The following is a 14433-nucleotide window of genomic DNA, read 5'->3' as shown; positions in this document are numbered from 1 at the left end:
GAATCCGACGAGACCCTCGCTTCGCAGTACCGAATGCGCCGAACCCCACTCAAGGAGAAGCCCGATGAAGCGTCTGTTCCTCTTCCTCGCCACCAACCTCGCAGTGATGATGGTGATGTCGGTCACCGTGCGGCTGCTGGGCGTGGACCGCTTTCTGACTGCCGCTGGGTTGGACGTCGGCACGCTGATGATCTTCTCGCTGGTGATCGGCTTCGGCGGTTCGTTCATCTCGCTGCTGATGTCCAAGCAGATCGCGAAATGGTCCACCGGCGCTCGGATCATCGAGCAGCCGCAGAGCGCCGACGAGGTCTGGCTGCGCGACACCGTGCACGCGCTGGCGAGGCGCGCGGGCATCGGCCTACCGGAGGTCGCGATCTACCCGGGTGCGCCCAACGCCTTCGCGACCGGTGCCTTTCGCAACGCATCGCTCGTGGCCGTGTCGACCGGCCTGATGCAAAGCATGAACCGCGCGGAGATCGAGGCGGTGCTCGGCCACGAGGTGTCCCACGTGGCCAACGGCGACATGGTGACCATGACCCTGGTCCAGGGCGTGGTCAACACCTTCGTGGTGTTCTTCGCGCGCATGGTCGGCTACCTGGTCGACAGGCTCGTGCTTCGCCGCGACGATGACGAACACGCCGGCGGCGGGATCGGCTATTACGCGACGGTGTTCGCCTGCGAGATCGTGTTCGGAATCGCCGCTTCCCTGATCGTGGCGTGGTTCTCGCGCCACCGCGAGTTCCGCGCCGACGCGGGTTCGGCACGCCTCTTGGGAACATCGGAGCCGATGATCCGCGCGTTGGGCCGTCTTGGCGGCATCGAAGCCGGTGAGCTGCCGCAGTCGCTGCGGACGCTGGGCTTCGCCGGCCTCCCGTCGTGGATGCATCTGTTCGCCAGCCATCCGCCGCTGGAGCAGCGCATGGCAGCGCTGCAGGTCGGACATGGAAGCCCCGTGCCGTGGGCGAACTGAGGCTTCGATCATGGCCTTTAACGATTTCAGAGCCCCGCCGTCGCCGGCGGGGCCGGCGCTGGTGAGGATTTACGGACGGCTGGGCAATGCCGCCGCCTGGGCCATACGCGACTTCCTGCATCGCAGCGACGTGCCCTTCGAATGGATCCCTCTGCCGAGCGACGACAGCGCACGCAGCAAAGCGCAGGTCGAACACTTGCACGATGCGCGCCTGCCGGTCTGCCTCTTCCCCGACGGCACACGCATGGAATGCCCGACGATCCGGCAGATCACCGAGAAGCTCGGCTGGTTCAGGAATCCGTCGCGCTCCGAATACGACCTGGCCATCTACGGCGCCGGGCCGGCCGGCCTGAGCGCCGCGGTGTACGCCGGGGCCGACGGCCTGTCGACCGTTCTGGTCGAGCGCCTTGCGGTCGGCGGCCAGGCGGGCAGCAGTTCGAAGATCGAGAACTACCTGGGATTTCCGCAGGGCATCAGCGGCATGGACCTCGCGGAGCGCGCCCGCGAGCAGGCGTGCAAGTTCGGCGTCGAGATCCTGCTCGCCCGCGAAGGCGTGCGCGCAGAACTGGAGCCCGGACGCGGCGTGGGCGTGCTCGAGGACGGCACTCGAATCGTCGCGCGCGCCGCGATCTGTGCGACCGGCGTGGCCTACCGGCGGCTCGGACTGCCCAACGAGGATCAGTTGATGGGCTCCGGCCTCTACTACGGCGCCGGGGCCAGCGAGGCACCGCTGGCGCGCGGCCAGCATGTGTTCATCGTCGGCGGCGGCAACTCGGCCGGCCAGGCTGCGATGCACTTCGCGTCACACGCGAGCCGCGTCAGTATGGTGATCCGGGACGCATCGCTGAAGGGCACCCTGTCGCGCTACCTGATCGACCGCATTGCCGCCAGTGCCAACATCGAGGTCCTTGCGCGTACGGAGGTGAGTGCGCTGCACGGCGATACCGCGCTGCGCGAGATCACGTTGCGCGACCTCGCCGCCGGTGCCGAACGCCGCGTCGCGACGCAATGGCTCTTCGTGTGCATCGGCGGCGAGCCGCAAACCCATTGGGCGGAATCGATCGGCATGGAGCGCGACGAGGCTGGCTACGTCCTCACCGGCCCTGATCTGCTGCAAGGTGGCCGGCGCCCGCCGCAGTGGCCGCTGGACCGCGAGCCGTACTTTCTCGAGACCAGCACCCCAGGCGTTTTTGCGGCAGGCGACGTGCGGCACAACGCGGTGCGCCGCGTCGCATCGGCGGTGGGTGAAGGCGCGATGGCGGTGGCCTTCGTGCACCGCCATCTCGACGCCAGCTGATCTCGCCTTCTTCACGCGTCATCAGGTGCCAATAGGCCCGCCGCAGCTGTCCCCCCCGAAATTGGACACAGATCGCAGGCCGCAGGAAGACGCGGCGCAGGTGCGATTCCTATGCTCGACCCGTCACATCTTTGACCTGCACTCTCAAGGAGACCCGATGAAGACACTTTCCCTCGTCGTCGCGCTGGCCCTCGCCCCGTGCGCACAGACAGATACCAGGACCTCATCCATGGATACGGACGATGTGCCCGTCGCGGCAGCGCACCGGGAGCAATGACATGGACGGCTACCAATCCATCCTGGTTCACCTGGATGCCTCGCCGCGCTGCGCGGAGCGGCTCGCGATGGCGCGCAGGATCGCGCCGGCCCGCGGCGCGGCGACCTTGATCGCGCTGCTGGCCGTCGAGCCGCGCTTGTTGCCCTTGCCGCTGCGCGTCGATGTCGAGGCCCTGGCCGTGCCGATCGTGCCCCAGATCGACCCCGAGCATCGCGACTTCGCCCGCACCCTGTTCAACGGGGCCCTGGCCTCCGGCGATCCGGCCATGACCTGGGCGGAGGTGCCGGGCGATCCGCCCGTCTGGGGCACGGCGCAGGCCTCGCTCTATGTTGATCTGATAGTGCTGGGCCAGCATGATCCCGAAGAGCCGCGAACGAGGGACGTGCCGAGGGACTTCGTCGAATCGGTCGTGATGGAAAGCGGTAAGCCTGCCCTGGTGATTCCGTATGTCGGGCGTTATCCGGCCGTCGGCCAGAACGTGCTCATCGCATGGAAGCCCACGCGCGAATGCGCCCGCGCCGTTGCCGGCGCGCTGCCGCTGATACGGCGCGCCAAGCGCGTGCACGTGGTGTCCTGGGGACCGGACAACTACGGCCCGGCGGAGACCACCTTCGGCATCGTGCGCGCGCTGCGCTGGCATGGCGTCGAGGCGTCCGCGAACCGCTACCCCGACGAGCCGAGTGAGCTGGGCGAGCTGCTGCTGTCACACGCCGCGGATCAGGCCAGCGACCTGCTGGTGATGGGCTGCTACGGTCACCATCGCATCCACGAACTGCTGCTCGGCGGCGTGACGCGGACCGTGCTGCGCTCGATGACGCTGCCCGTGCTGATGGCGCATTGAAAGAGGGAGGCCCGATGTCAGCAGTAATCCATGCAGGCGAACGCGATTTCGAATCGACGCTCGCCGCGCAGCAGAATCCGGTGCTGGTCGATTTTTCGGCCTCCTGGTGCGGACCGTGCCAAGCCATGGCGCCGGCGCTGGAGTCCTTCGCGGAGCGCCGGCGTCAGGAACTGGCCGTCGTCAAGGTCGACATCGACGAGGCGCCGTCCATCGCGGCGAAATATGCGATCCGTTCGGTGCCCACGCTGATGCTGTTCCACCAGAGCCAGAAGCTGGCCATGCAGCCGGGGATGATGAGCGAGTCCCAGCTCGCCGCTTTCGTGGACCGGCACCTGCCGCGCAGACCTGCCGCGGTGCAACAGGATCCGGGGCGCCCGCAGATCGACCTGGACTGGTAACGAGCCTGCTGCGCGGAAGGCGGGCCGTCAGGACGCTTCCTTGCGCGCACGAAGTTCGGTGATGAATTGGTCCGCAGGTGTGAAGAAGGGGTTCTCGTGCAGCACGCCACCGAGGATAGTGACGGGGTGCGTGCGCAGGACGTCTGCCATCAGCGCCGCACTGGTCGTCGAAAGGTCGTACATGCACACCACGGTATCGCGCCCTTCCGGCACTACGTCGTTGAGGCGGGCTTCGTACTCGAGGAAGTCTTCCACGCCCGGCCAGTCTTCGCCAGCCCATTCGGCGTGACCGGTGATCCGTGAGATCGGGGTCTGCGCACCGCCCGAGATATGCTGCTGGATGAAGCTGAGCATGCGGGAAACGTCGAAGTGCCCGTCCCGCAGGTACATGTCGAACACCGAGTGGACCTCGAGCTTCCCTTCGCGCTCCTCCTGCGCGACGTCGATGCCGGCCGCATAGAGCTGCCGCAGATGTTCATCGCGAAGCGACGGGTCAACGATCTGGAAGGCCCGATCGCCTCGCTCGAGCCCATCCTTGATGAAGGGCATCATGATGCGGTTTTCCTCCTCGGCGGTGCGGAAGAAGGCGCAGATGTGGCGGTACTTGCCCAGTGTCGAGCCTGCGATTTCCATGGCGACCTGTTCGCCCTGACCGGACGACAAAGCCACGAGGCCGGTGAAACTTGAATTCATGATATTTCGTCCAGGTTTTCTGCCAACGTACGCCAAACCGCGCGCGGCGCGAGCGGTCGCACGCGGATCCTCAGAAACTTTTAGCACCTTTCTGAAAAAGAAAGTGCACTTTCCGAGGGCGATCCGTGCCACGCTTGCTGGTTGCCCTTGAATCGCAGACCATGGATGAAACCGCCATTGAAATCCGCCGCCTTCAGGACTGCATCAGCGGACTGATGAGTTTGCTCGCTCTGCCGTCCCTGTGGGACAGCCGCGACCCAATGTCCATCCTGCGAACGTTGCTCGAGATGCTGGCGCGCATGCTGGCCCTGGACTTGGCATACGCGCGGCTGGACGGCGAGGCGGCGCCGATGCTCGAGCTGGCACGCAGCGAGCATCTGCCCGACATCGCCCGACGTGCGGACGAGATCGGCGCAGTCATCGAACCGTGGCTACTGGCACAGCACCCCGGCGTGCCCTATGTGGTGCCGAATCCGTTCCAGCAAGGCGATCTCCGCGTCACGCACCTATGGCTCGGGGTCAAGAAAGAGGTCGGAGTGATGCTGGCTGCCTCCCGGCGCCCCGGATTTCCGAGCGCCACCGAAACGCTGCTGCTGCGGGTGGCCGCGAACCAGGCGGCCGTCGAACTCCAGCGGGCACAGCTGGCCGCCACCCGACAGCGCGCCGAGGCCGCGGAACGGCTCAACGACGAGATCAAGGCGCACAACGCCTACCTGCGCCAGGAAACCGAACAGCCTTGGGGCGAGATCGTCGGTCGCAGCAAGTCGCTCGCACAGGCACTGACGCTGGTGGAGCGCGTTGCGCCGACCAATGCATGCGTCCTCGTCCAGGGCGAGACGGGGACCGGCAAGGAGCTGATCGCGCATGCCATACACCGGCTCAGCCGCCGCCGACAATACCCCTTTGTCCGGCTCAACTGCGCAGCCATCCCCACCGGGCTGATCGAAGCCGAGTTGTTCGGCCACGAGAAAGGCGCCTTCACCGGAGCCGTCGGCAAGCGCATCGGGCGCTTCGAACTGGCCGACAAGGGCACCATCTTCCTCGACGAGGTCGGCGAGATTCCGCTTGAACTGCAGGCCAAGCTGTTGCGCGTGCTGCAGGAGCACGAGTTCGAACGCCTGGGAAGCACCCACACGCAGAAGACCGACGTGCGGCTGATCGCGGCGTCCAATCGCGATCTGGCGCGGATGGTCGCCGCCCGCACCTTTCGCGACGATCTCTACTACCGCCTGAAGGTATTCCCGATCGAGACGCCGCCCTTGCGCCATCGCGCGGACGACATCCCCGTGCTGGCCCAGCACTTTCTGCAGGTTCACGCGCGCGCCAACAACCGGTCGATCACGACCATTGCCCCCGAAAGCCTGGCGGCGCTCTGCCGGTATTCCTGGCCGGGCAACGTGCGTGAACTGTCGAACTTCATTGAGCGCTGCGTGATCCTCACGCAAGGCGCCACGCTGGAAGTCCCGGCCGGCGAATTGAAGCCTCGCCCCAATGCGGAAGATGCCTCGGACGAAAGTCTCGAACGCATGGAGCGCCAGCATATCCTGCGGGCCCTGGAAGAATGCAACTGGGTCATCGCCGGCCCTGCCGGTGCGGCCGCCAAGCTGGGCATGAAGCGCACGTCGCTGCAATCCAAGATGCAGAAGCTCGGCATCACGCGCAATTGACCGCGCTGCCGGAATGCCGGCAGCGGTGACGGAGGGCCGGCAGCCCAGTGCCTCATCAAGCGAGTCGCGAGCGCGGTCCTGCTGGCTTAAACCCTTGTCACGCCTCGTGATTTTGCAAGGCAGCGCGTCATTCGCCCGCGCTCGCGATATCGGCACGTCCCTTGCGAGATGAACAGCATGCCTGTCGTCGGCAGCGCAGGAAACAGTTGAAGAAGGGGGCCCCATGCTTGCAGAAAACCATGCCGCAAACGACGGCTTGTTGAGTGTCCATTTTCCAAAGCGGCCGTCTCCTCCGCCTCCAGGAACTGTGTGCGATCCGGTCATGCGCATTGCGCATCTGGGTGCAGCGGATCTCGGCAGCGTGCGCACACGCAATTCCGTCGACATCCTCGTGCCGAAGGAAACCGCGAATCTGTGCACCACCCATCGCATGGAGGCCGCGCGAGACCGAACCGCTTACGTCCGCGCGCCGCTGGTCGCTGTTGTTCCGCCGGCGCTCCCTCATTCGCTTGCAGACAGACCCGGCTCCAACACGCTCATCCTCAGCATCGCAGAGCCCTTCTTCAGCGAGACGGCCCGTGCCGCGCTGGGCAGCGACGAGTTCAGTTTTGTCCAACCCCATGCGGCGACCGATTCGCTGATCCGCGAAGTCGCCGACGCTGTCGACCGGGAATTCCCGAGCCACCGACTGGCGGCCAGTTTCCTGAACGCATTGGCCGCCCTGCTGGCTGCCCACGTCGCCAGGAACTACGTGGCCGCGGGACCTGCGAAGGCCATGCCCACCGGCGGATTGGCGCCCCACAAGATGCGCTGCGTCCGCACCTTCGTTGCCGAGCATCTCGGCGAGACGATCCGCGTCGAACAGCTGGCCGCCGAGGTGAATCTGAGCCCCTTTCATTTCGCGCGGATGTTCAAGCAATCGACGGAACAGTCGCCGCACCTGTACATCCTTCTGCAGCGCATCCAACGCGCCAAGGAGCTCCTGGCCGGCACCGACTCGCCGATCATCGAAGTGGCCGCTGATGTGGGCTTTCGCACGCAAGGCCACTTCACCGGCGTCTTTCATCGATACACCGGGTTCACGCCGAAGGTATTCCGGACGAGCGCGCGCGAGGCCTCGAGCCGGCCCATTGATCCATCAGGAGGCCACCATGACCGATGAGACATCCATGCACAACGCCGTCGCGTTCGAGCTGCGGTTCCAGTCGCTGTACCAACTGGGCCGGGCGCTCTCGTTTCCCTGTGATTGCCATGGCCATGTCGACCTCGATCATTGCAGCGAACGCGCGAGGAACAACTACCTGTTCGCAAGGGCGATGATGGGGCGAGAGTACGAATGGCCGCGGGTCACCCCCTGCCCGGGTACGTATGGCGCAGGCGATGACGACAGTGGCAAGGGCAGCGTGCCCTCGCCCTGACCGCCGGAGTTCGTCGAGTCGGCCGAAAGCTCGTGACGGCCTCTTTCGCAGTGTCCCGGCGGGGCTCATTGCGCGATGGGAGAGTACGGCCGACCTTCGCACTGGCAGTCGCGCAGGGCCTCCTTGGCGTGCAGGGCGACCAGCCCGTAGAAGGTCAAGTCGGGCCGAAGCGTCACTGGTACGAGCATGGGAACATCAATGTGAGCCCGATCGGGCGCTCCACCAAGGGTCAGTTTCATCAACGTACTGCAGGCCAGGTAGAGGCATTGCCCGCGCACGCGGCGCGCCTCACGGAGCCGAGCAGGTCGAAATCCAATTGGCCATTAGCAGGCCGAGTCCACAGTGGCCACGTCCTGCGCCCATGCCAACGCCGACAGGTGCGCGGCGTTCACCTTCTCCGCGCTCATGAAGAGCGACTCGGACAGATGCGCCGCCTCGCTGCCGTCGACTTCGCAGGATTCAGCCAAAGCGATGAAGGGTCCATATACGCCCTCGCGCTTCAAGATCGCGAGCTGCACCGATTCGGAAAGCTGGACCTTTTCCAGGACCTCTTCCAGGGAGACGCCGAGCAAGTGATCGATGAGTGAAAACATGCCGGCGACGAACAGGTTGTCGGCCTCGTCCCGTGGCACGATCCCCTGGCCCATCAGCTCGACAAACCGGCCGCGGATGATCGCTTTCTTCGTCATGAACGCCGCGCAGCCCTTGTTGCTCGTCGCCAGCAGCACCGAAAGCCACCGGAACAGCGGCGAATAGCCGAGCATGGCCACCGCGTGGCGCAGCGACTGGATCTGGACGCCGATTCCAATGCCGGGTGAATTGATGTGACGCAGCAGGCGGTAGGCCAGCGCGGCGTCATGCTTGAGGGCCGCTTCGATGGTGCGCAAGTCCTCATTGCGTCGGATCGTCTGCATCAGGCGGACGATCAGCATGGCCTCCGGCTGCAAGATGGCCCCCGTTTCGATTCTGGGGATGATCGCTTCCCTGCCCTGCACGAAAACATCCAGGCGGCGCGCAGCACAGGCGTCGAAGTCCTGCCAGGTCGTCATGTGCGTGGCGATAGGCTGAATGATCGGCGTCCGTAGCGGCTGTTCGCGCCGGATGTTCGTGACGAGTTCGGGATGACCGTCACCCACGTCCACGTAGGTGATGATGGAGCACAACTCAAGGTCTTCAGGCAGCGCCTCGGCGCCGCATTGCATGAAGCCATAACCCTGTGTGCGAAGCTGCAGCAGCGTCGGCCGGATGTCCGCATCCATCAGGTCGTCTTGACCCATGCACAGGACGACGTTCTCCGGTGGCAAGGCCTGCAACTCATTCAGGAAGAGCCCGTCGACCGTCATGTCGAAGAAGAGGACAAGCCTGCCAAGGCGCCACCCGGTCTTGGGAGGATTGAGGTTAGTCGCGACGCAGGAGAGGAGCGCCCGCAAGTTCTCGAAAGCGTTCGGCTCGCCGTTCGGCAATGCCATGCGCCATGCGAGCTTGTAGCCCTTGACACGCTTCTCGGCGTCCAACAGAAGCGCGTAGGTCACGAAGCCGCCTGGTTCGACGCGCATGGCCTCGCTGACGGCCGGCTCGTTCGCCTCGACACCGCATGCTGCGGCCGCGCGCGGGCGGCTGAAAAAATTGAATGGCATTGTCTTGGTGTGAAGAACCGTTCGATCTCCGGCGTTCCGATTGTTTGCAACCCGGCCTGCGCCGAACAGGGTCAGTCGGTGCTAGTTCGACCGGGCCAGTCCATCGGCGGCTCTCCGGTCCCCCGAACTGGACCGCCCGAATGCGTTGGAACTGACCCTGTGCAGCTGGTGCCTGGTCGGCAACACTGCCTCCTTTGCGAATCGTTGCCGCGCGCTCCTGATTGGGCGTTGGAATATCGGAATGAAAACCCCTGAAGTGATGGACATGGCGATCGCCCGCCAATTGATAGAAGTCATGCTCGACCGGTGCAAGAGTGGCGATGCATTCGAATCGAATGTCACCGTTCAGGACAGGAGGGCGGTTCAGAAGAGCCTCGAGTCATCGAGGATGCTCATGGGCGTTGCGCATCAACTGATGGTCCAGCCCGAATCCTTGACGGCCAGGGATGGCGCAGAGCGTTTGAGGGCGTTACTCGAGGAAATCAAGATGGCGGCACGCATGGCCTACCAGGCGGGATTACTTTTGACGGGAAGGGACTGAGTGCGATGAAGAATTCTGTCAAGACGCGAACCGCGGCGGTTTCAACACCGCAACGGCTCGACGAGCAGACCCGAGCAGCGACTTCGTTTGCACGAATGGAGGAAGCGCTGCAATACGCAGCCAGCGAATTGAAAGCTGGCCGATGCGTCACGGTTTGGCCTGTTGACGCAGCCGGCTTCAGGTTGGCCGCATGGGACTTCGAGCAGCAGGTCGACGACGAGCACTTCGCGCCCACGGCGCCACTGGAGCTCGACCTCCCGGCCAAACGAGGGGGATCTATCTGAAGCTGAGTAACAGCGGCCGAGCCAATTCTTTGTGCCTCGCAATGGCCGCGTGTAGTCACCTCAAGTTCGATCTGGGAAGTTCAAAGTCAGCTCGCGGCAAGTCGAACCGCCAACTCGCCCACTTTGCGGACTGCGGGGAGGAAGCGCCCGTCACCTCCATGACCTAGTTGATGCGCACGCAGTGGGTGAAGCGCCGGTCCGCAAATGCTCGATCGCGACCATTTCGCCCGCACCCGTTCGGCTCAAGTGTTCCTGCCGGCAGCTTGTTGCATTGCCCCATCGACGGCCTCGGCCGAGCCGGTATGCTAGCCCAGCAGCATCAATGCGGCCTGGTGGGCGGACCGCGCCCCGGCGCGGATTTCGTCCACCAACTCGCGTAGCCGCCGGGCGTGATGCTCGGGCGACCGGTAGACGGGTTCGGTCATGAGGAGCTGTGTCACCGTCAGCAGCCTGGCGGCGGACGTCAGGCAGAAATGAATGGCCGCGCGCTCCTGGGATGCCTTGTTGGCCTCCTCGACTCTGCGGATGACGACCTCCTGCGCTGGCGGAGGCAGTTCGCCTAGATTGGTGGGGCCGGACCAGGGCGCAAATTCATGGTCGCCGTAGCGGGCGGCCAGGATCAGTTCGATCGAGTGGAGTGCCCGTTCGAGCTCTAGCATTTCGGTTGTTTTCATCTGACGTATGACTGCCCGCGGCGGCGTGGCGGCCAGATGCCGCGCGAGTGTGTCGCCGCCTCGGGTCAGGCTTTCCATTCTCGGCAATCAAGCGCCCGGCGAACATGACCAGTTTCGGGCAATTCCGACCGGGCCAGATGGGCACTCCGCGTGCAACGGTACTTGCCCCAACTGAGCCACCAACGGGATCGCCAGGGACCGCGCCGCTCCCCGAGCTTGGTGGCGAGGAAAACGAAGCTGCGCTTTATCGGTGGTCTCCTGAGGCGCACGCCTCAATGCTGCGGCGCGAGCGTTTCGTTGACCTCGGCATCGCCAGGTTCCAACTCGCCGCCAACAAGCTTGTCGCCCTGCGCGTCGGCCAGGGCCGGCAGCACCTCGGTGCCGATCTCCTCGAGCACCTCGGACGCCGGCCGCGCGCCGTACTTGAGGTTGAGGATGACGTGGTTGACGCCGACCACGCGCAGCGAGTCGAGAAAGCGCAGCAGGAAGTGCCGCCCGGCCTTGAACCCGAGATGGATGGGCGTCGGCGGCAGGTGCGGATCGTCGGCGACATCGACGTAGAGCGATTGCACGAACGGCTTGAAGGCGCCCGGCTTGGCGGCATGGACCTCGTCGCGCCAGCGCCCCACCGTTTCGGCCTGGCGATCGATGCCGCGCGGATAGGTGATCCAGCCGTCGGCATGCCCGGCGATCCACGGCAGCGGCTGCCCGCTGTTTCCGGTGACGAGCATCGGCAGACGTCCGACCGGCTTGGGCACGAGGTCCGCGTTGGCGGCGAGCACCCCGGCCGTCGACGTCAACGTCGGGTACTCGCGCTCCAGCACGCGGCGGATCACCTCGAAGTATTCGCGGAACAGGGCGGCGCGCCGTTCGATGTCGACGCCGAAGGCCGGGAACTCCACCGGTCGGTCGCCCGACGCCACACCCAGCACCAGCCGGCCGCCCGACAGCCGGTCGACCGAGGCAGCGGCCTTGGCCACATGCAACGGGTGCCGCAGCGGCAGCACGATGGAGCCCGTGGCCAGCGCGATCGTTTGCGTGTGTGCCGCAATCCAGCCGAGGTACACCCAGGGATCGTAGATCTGACCGAGGTCGCCGAAGCTCGGATCGCGCAGCGGCACGTCGCGCACCCACAGGGCGGCGTAGCCGAGCGCCTGGGCGCGCTGCGCAAGCCGCTCCTGGTCGTGCATCGACGCCTCATCGCCTGTGTAGGCCTCTATGGGGAAGAAGACGCCGAGCGTGAGGCGGCCCACGCGGAACATGCGACTAAAGCCTGGCGCTTCGTCGACCGTGGCCATCGAATTGACTTTCAGCATGCGCGCTCCTGTTTGATGGCGCAAGCGTACGCAGGGCGAGGGCGCCAGTATTCCCGATTGCTGCGAAAACTGCCCAAGGACAGCGACATGTGCGGGCGGACGCGAATTACTGTTGTCCGCACCGAAACATGTGGGTGCCTAATGCAGGCGACGCCTTGTGCAAATGGAGCAGCCCCCTTCCTTGAATTCATGAACCTCTACGAACGCTATGCGAACGAAATTGCTGAGCTGATCCGCTCCGGAATGCTGCGGCCGGGCGACCGACTTCCCTCGGTGCGAGCTGCGAGCGCAGCCCGCGGCCTCAGCCGGACGACCATATTTGAAGCCTACTATCTGCTCGAAACGCGCGGTCTGGTCGAGGCGCGCTCCCGCTCCGGTTACTACGTGAAAGGAGACCTTGCCCAGGCGGAAATAACGGCGCCCGACGATTCGAGGCCCAATGGACGAGCGAGGATGGTGGACACTGGCCAGTTGGTCTTCGAGTTGCTGGGTTCAATGAACCGCCGCGAGTTCGTACCGCTCGGCTCGGCGTTCCCGAGCCCGTCGCTGTGCCCGCTCACGCGACTGGCGCGACACCTCGGGAGCGAAATGCGTGACTTCAATCCATGGCGCTTGGTCGAGGACCTCGCTCCGGGCAACGAGGCGCTGCGCCGTCACATCGTATTGCGCTACGCGATGGACGGAATGGTCATCTCTCCCACCGAAGTCGTGCTGACCAATGGCGCGATGGAGGGGCTGAACCTGAGCCTGCAGGCGGTCACGAGGCCGGGGAGCGTGGTGGTGGTGGAGTCTCCGACGTTTTACGCCGCGCTGCAGGCGCTCGATCGACTGCAATTGCGCGCGCTTGAGGTCGCGACCTCGCCGGTTTGGGGCATCGACATTGACGCCTTGGCCGCAGCGCTGAAACGTCATAGCGTCGCGGCCTGTTGGCTCATGACGAACTTCCAGAATCCCCTGGGAAGTTTGATGCCCGATGATCGCAAAAAGGCGCTGGTTGCGCTGCTCGCAGAGCATGAGATTCCGCTGATCGAAGACGACGTCTATGCCGAGCTTTACTTCGGCGCAAAGAAGCCGCTGCCTGCCAAGGCGTTCGACGCCAAAGGCCTCGTGATCCATTGTGGCTCCTTCTCGAAGTGTTTGGCGCCCGGCTACCGCGTCGGCTGGGTTGCGGGCGGACGATTCGCCGCGAAGATTGAACAGATGCGCCTCATGTACACACTCTCGCCGGCGATTCCCTCGGAGGCGGCCATCGCCGCCTACCTTGACCGTGGCGGCTACGACCGGCACCTGCGGCGCATGCGCGCAGCGCTCGCCCGGTATTTGGCTGTCGCCATGGAGGCCGTGCAGGCCAACTTTCCCGCCGGAACGCGCATGTCAGCACCGCAGGGCGGCTATATTCTCTGGCTCGAATTGCCCGAGAGCGTGGACACGACCAAATTGCACGCGCTGGCGCGTGAGCACGGCATCAGCCTGGCGCCGGGGCCGCTGTTTTCCGCCAACAGGCGCTTCACGCATTGCCTGCGCCTGAACTATGGCCACGGCGGCGATCCGCGCTTTACGTCGGCCATGCAAACTGTCGGCCAACTTGCGACATCCCTGATGCAAGGGTGACGGGGCTCAACTCAAAGCCCAGCCAGTCCGGTCGTCCGAAACCTCGATGCTCGCGAGCTCAGCGTTCGAGCTCGACGGGCCCAGTCCAAGCCGCACTCCGCACCTCGCCAGCAGTCATGCAGGCGCATCCTGCAGTCCTTGAGGTCGCAGAAAGCGATCCGTTGCCTCATGGCAGACCGAGGTGGCGAATGGGGCAGTCGAAGAACGGAATGGACCGCAATGATGCTGAGAGAATGCCGCTTGGGTCGACGCGAGCCCCAAGGGCTGCATGTTCTCGGTTGCCGATGTAGACGTCACCCTCGCCATCTCCGGGAATCGAGACCTGCTGCTGGCGGCCCTGGTGTACTTGCTTCACAACGCATTCAAGTTCACGCATGCGCACACAGAGGTCTCGCTAGGCGCCTATGCCGAGGGCGACCATGTTCTGCTGGACGTGGAGGACAACTGCGGAGGTCTTCCACCAGGAACGACCACGTCCATCTTTCAGCCGCTTGTGCAGGTTGGTGACAACAGGAGCGGATTGGGCCTCGGCCTATCCATCGCGCGGCGGAACGTAGAGGCCGATGGGGGGTGTTGACCGTCAGGGATCTGCCGAGCACGGGGTGCATCTTCACCATATCCCCACGGAGCAGTTCTAGGACAGGCTGTCGCGACGCAGCTCGCCTCCGGAGCGCAAGCGGCGCTTCAAAGCTCGATAAAGACACGAACGGGCCCATTACGCCTGTGTATAGATCACGGCCTGAACGTCCACTGGCGCCGCGAAGGCGCAGTGCTTGGCATCGAGGTGGAGGGCAGCAATGGGCCCATCC

At 64.8% G+C, this 14433-nt stretch carries 15 protein-coding genes; 10 read left to right on the top strand and 5 right to left on the bottom strand.

What is annotated here, in order from left to right:
• Nucleotides 1–64: 64 nt before the first annotated feature.
• The 4 genes from htpX to trxA all read left to right on the top strand — a co-directional run bounded on the left by htpX (nucleotide 65) and on the right by trxA (nucleotide 3783).
• Nucleotides 65–970 carry a protease HtpX gene (gene htpX, locus QTH90_RS21570; protein WP_286666614.1) on the top strand — a complete coding sequence of 302 codons (906 nt, stop codon included), beginning with the start codon at nucleotides 65–67 and terminating at the stop codon, nucleotides 968–970.
• A 10-nt stretch (nucleotides 971–980) separates the two neighbouring features.
• Nucleotides 981–2267 (top strand): NAD(P)/FAD-dependent oxidoreductase, encoded by a 1287-nt coding sequence (locus QTH90_RS21565; protein WP_286666613.1) that lies wholly within the window; start codon nucleotides 981–983, stop codon nucleotides 2265–2267.
• A 278-nt stretch (nucleotides 2268–2545) separates the two neighbouring features.
• A complete protein-coding gene (locus QTH90_RS21560) occupies nucleotides 2546–3385 on the top strand; it encodes a universal stress protein (protein ID WP_286666612.1) in 840 nt (279 codons plus the stop codon).
• Between the two features lie 14 nt (nucleotides 3386–3399).
• The gene (gene trxA / locus QTH90_RS21555; RefSeq protein ID WP_286572592.1) at nucleotides 3400–3783 is read left to right on the top strand and encodes a thioredoxin; all 384 of its coding nucleotides are present in this window, start codon (nucleotides 3400–3402) and stop codon (nucleotides 3781–3783) included.
• A 27-nt stretch (nucleotides 3784–3810) separates the two neighbouring features.
• On the opposite strand, the gene QTH90_RS21550 is transcribed toward trxA, so the two are convergent.
• Nucleotides 3811–4608, bottom strand: coding sequence for an MEDS domain-containing protein (locus QTH90_RS21550; protein ID WP_286666611.1), 798 nt, complete (start codon nucleotides 4606–4608; stop codon nucleotides 3811–3813).
• A gap of 83 nt (nucleotides 4609–4691) precedes the next feature.
• Here QTH90_RS21550 and QTH90_RS21545 point away from each other — a divergent pair, with 83 nt between their 5' ends.
• From QTH90_RS21545 to QTH90_RS21535, 3 genes are all read left to right on the top strand, one after another.
• A complete protein-coding gene (locus QTH90_RS21545) occupies nucleotides 4692–6143 on the top strand; it encodes a sigma-54 interaction domain-containing protein (RefSeq protein ID WP_286666610.1) in 1452 nt (483 codons plus the stop codon).
• A 322-nt stretch (nucleotides 6144–6465) separates the two neighbouring features.
• The gene (locus QTH90_RS21540; protein ID WP_286666609.1) at nucleotides 6466–7305 is read left to right on the top strand and encodes a helix-turn-helix transcriptional regulator; all 840 of its coding nucleotides are present in this window, start codon (nucleotides 6466–6468) and stop codon (nucleotides 7303–7305) included.
• Nucleotides 7295–7561: a hypothetical protein gene (locus tag QTH90_RS21535; RefSeq protein WP_286572596.1), complete on the top strand. Its 267-nt coding sequence runs from the start codon at nucleotides 7295–7297 to the stop codon at nucleotides 7559–7561. The genes QTH90_RS21540 and QTH90_RS21535 overlap by 11 nt, the downstream gene beginning before the upstream one ends.
• A gap of 65 nt (nucleotides 7562–7626) precedes the next feature.
• Here QTH90_RS21535 and QTH90_RS21530 read toward each other — a convergent pair whose 3' ends face one another.
• Both QTH90_RS21530 and QTH90_RS21525 read right to left on the bottom strand, forming a co-directional pair.
• Complete coding sequence (locus tag QTH90_RS21530; RefSeq protein ID WP_286666608.1) at nucleotides 7627–7749, bottom strand: hypothetical protein; 123 nt, start codon at nucleotides 7747–7749, stop codon at nucleotides 7627–7629.
• Between the two features lie 135 nt (nucleotides 7750–7884).
• Entirely contained in the window at nucleotides 7885–9030 is a 1146-nt protein-coding gene (locus QTH90_RS21525) for an EAL and HDOD domain-containing protein (protein ID WP_286666650.1), read from the bottom strand.
• Between the two features lie 409 nt (nucleotides 9031–9439).
• On the opposite strand from QTH90_RS21525, the gene QTH90_RS21520 reads away from it, so the two are divergent.
• The gene (locus QTH90_RS21520; protein ID WP_286666607.1) at nucleotides 9440–9739 is read left to right on the top strand and encodes a hypothetical protein; all 300 of its coding nucleotides are present in this window, start codon (nucleotides 9440–9442) and stop codon (nucleotides 9737–9739) included.
• A gap of 589 nt (nucleotides 9740–10328) precedes the next feature.
• On the opposite strand, the gene QTH90_RS21515 is transcribed toward QTH90_RS21520, so the two are convergent.
• Together QTH90_RS21515 and QTH90_RS21510 are read right to left on the bottom strand one after the other, a co-directional pair.
• A complete protein-coding gene (locus QTH90_RS21515) occupies nucleotides 10329–10775 on the bottom strand; it encodes a hypothetical protein (protein WP_286666606.1) in 447 nt (148 codons plus the stop codon).
• Nucleotides 10776–10969: 194 nt separating this feature from the next.
• Nucleotides 10970–12013: an LLM class oxidoreductase gene (locus QTH90_RS21510; protein ID WP_286666605.1), complete on the bottom strand. Its 1044-nt coding sequence runs from the start codon at nucleotides 12011–12013 to the stop codon at nucleotides 10970–10972.
• A 189-nt stretch (nucleotides 12014–12202) separates the two neighbouring features.
• On the opposite strand from QTH90_RS21510, the gene QTH90_RS21505 reads away from it, so the two are divergent.
• Nucleotides 12203–13624: an aminotransferase-like domain-containing protein gene (locus QTH90_RS21505; RefSeq protein ID WP_286666604.1), complete on the top strand. Its 1422-nt coding sequence runs from the start codon at nucleotides 12203–12205 to the stop codon at nucleotides 13622–13624.
• A gap of 268 nt (nucleotides 13625–13892) precedes the next feature.
• On the top strand, nucleotides 13893–14201 hold the full coding sequence (locus QTH90_RS21500) for a sensor histidine kinase (protein ID WP_286666603.1): 309 nt from the start codon (nucleotides 13893–13895) through the stop codon (nucleotides 14199–14201).
• The last annotated feature ends 232 nt before the right edge of the window (nucleotides 14202–14433 follow it).

Origin of the sequence: Variovorax flavidus, from assembly GCF_030317145.1 — a bacterium.
Classification (GTDB): domain Bacteria; phylum Pseudomonadota; class Gammaproteobacteria; order Burkholderiales; family Burkholderiaceae_C; genus Variovorax; species Variovorax flavidus.
Note: the sequence above shows the minus strand (reverse complement) of the source record. Positions and strands in the feature narration are given on the sequence as shown.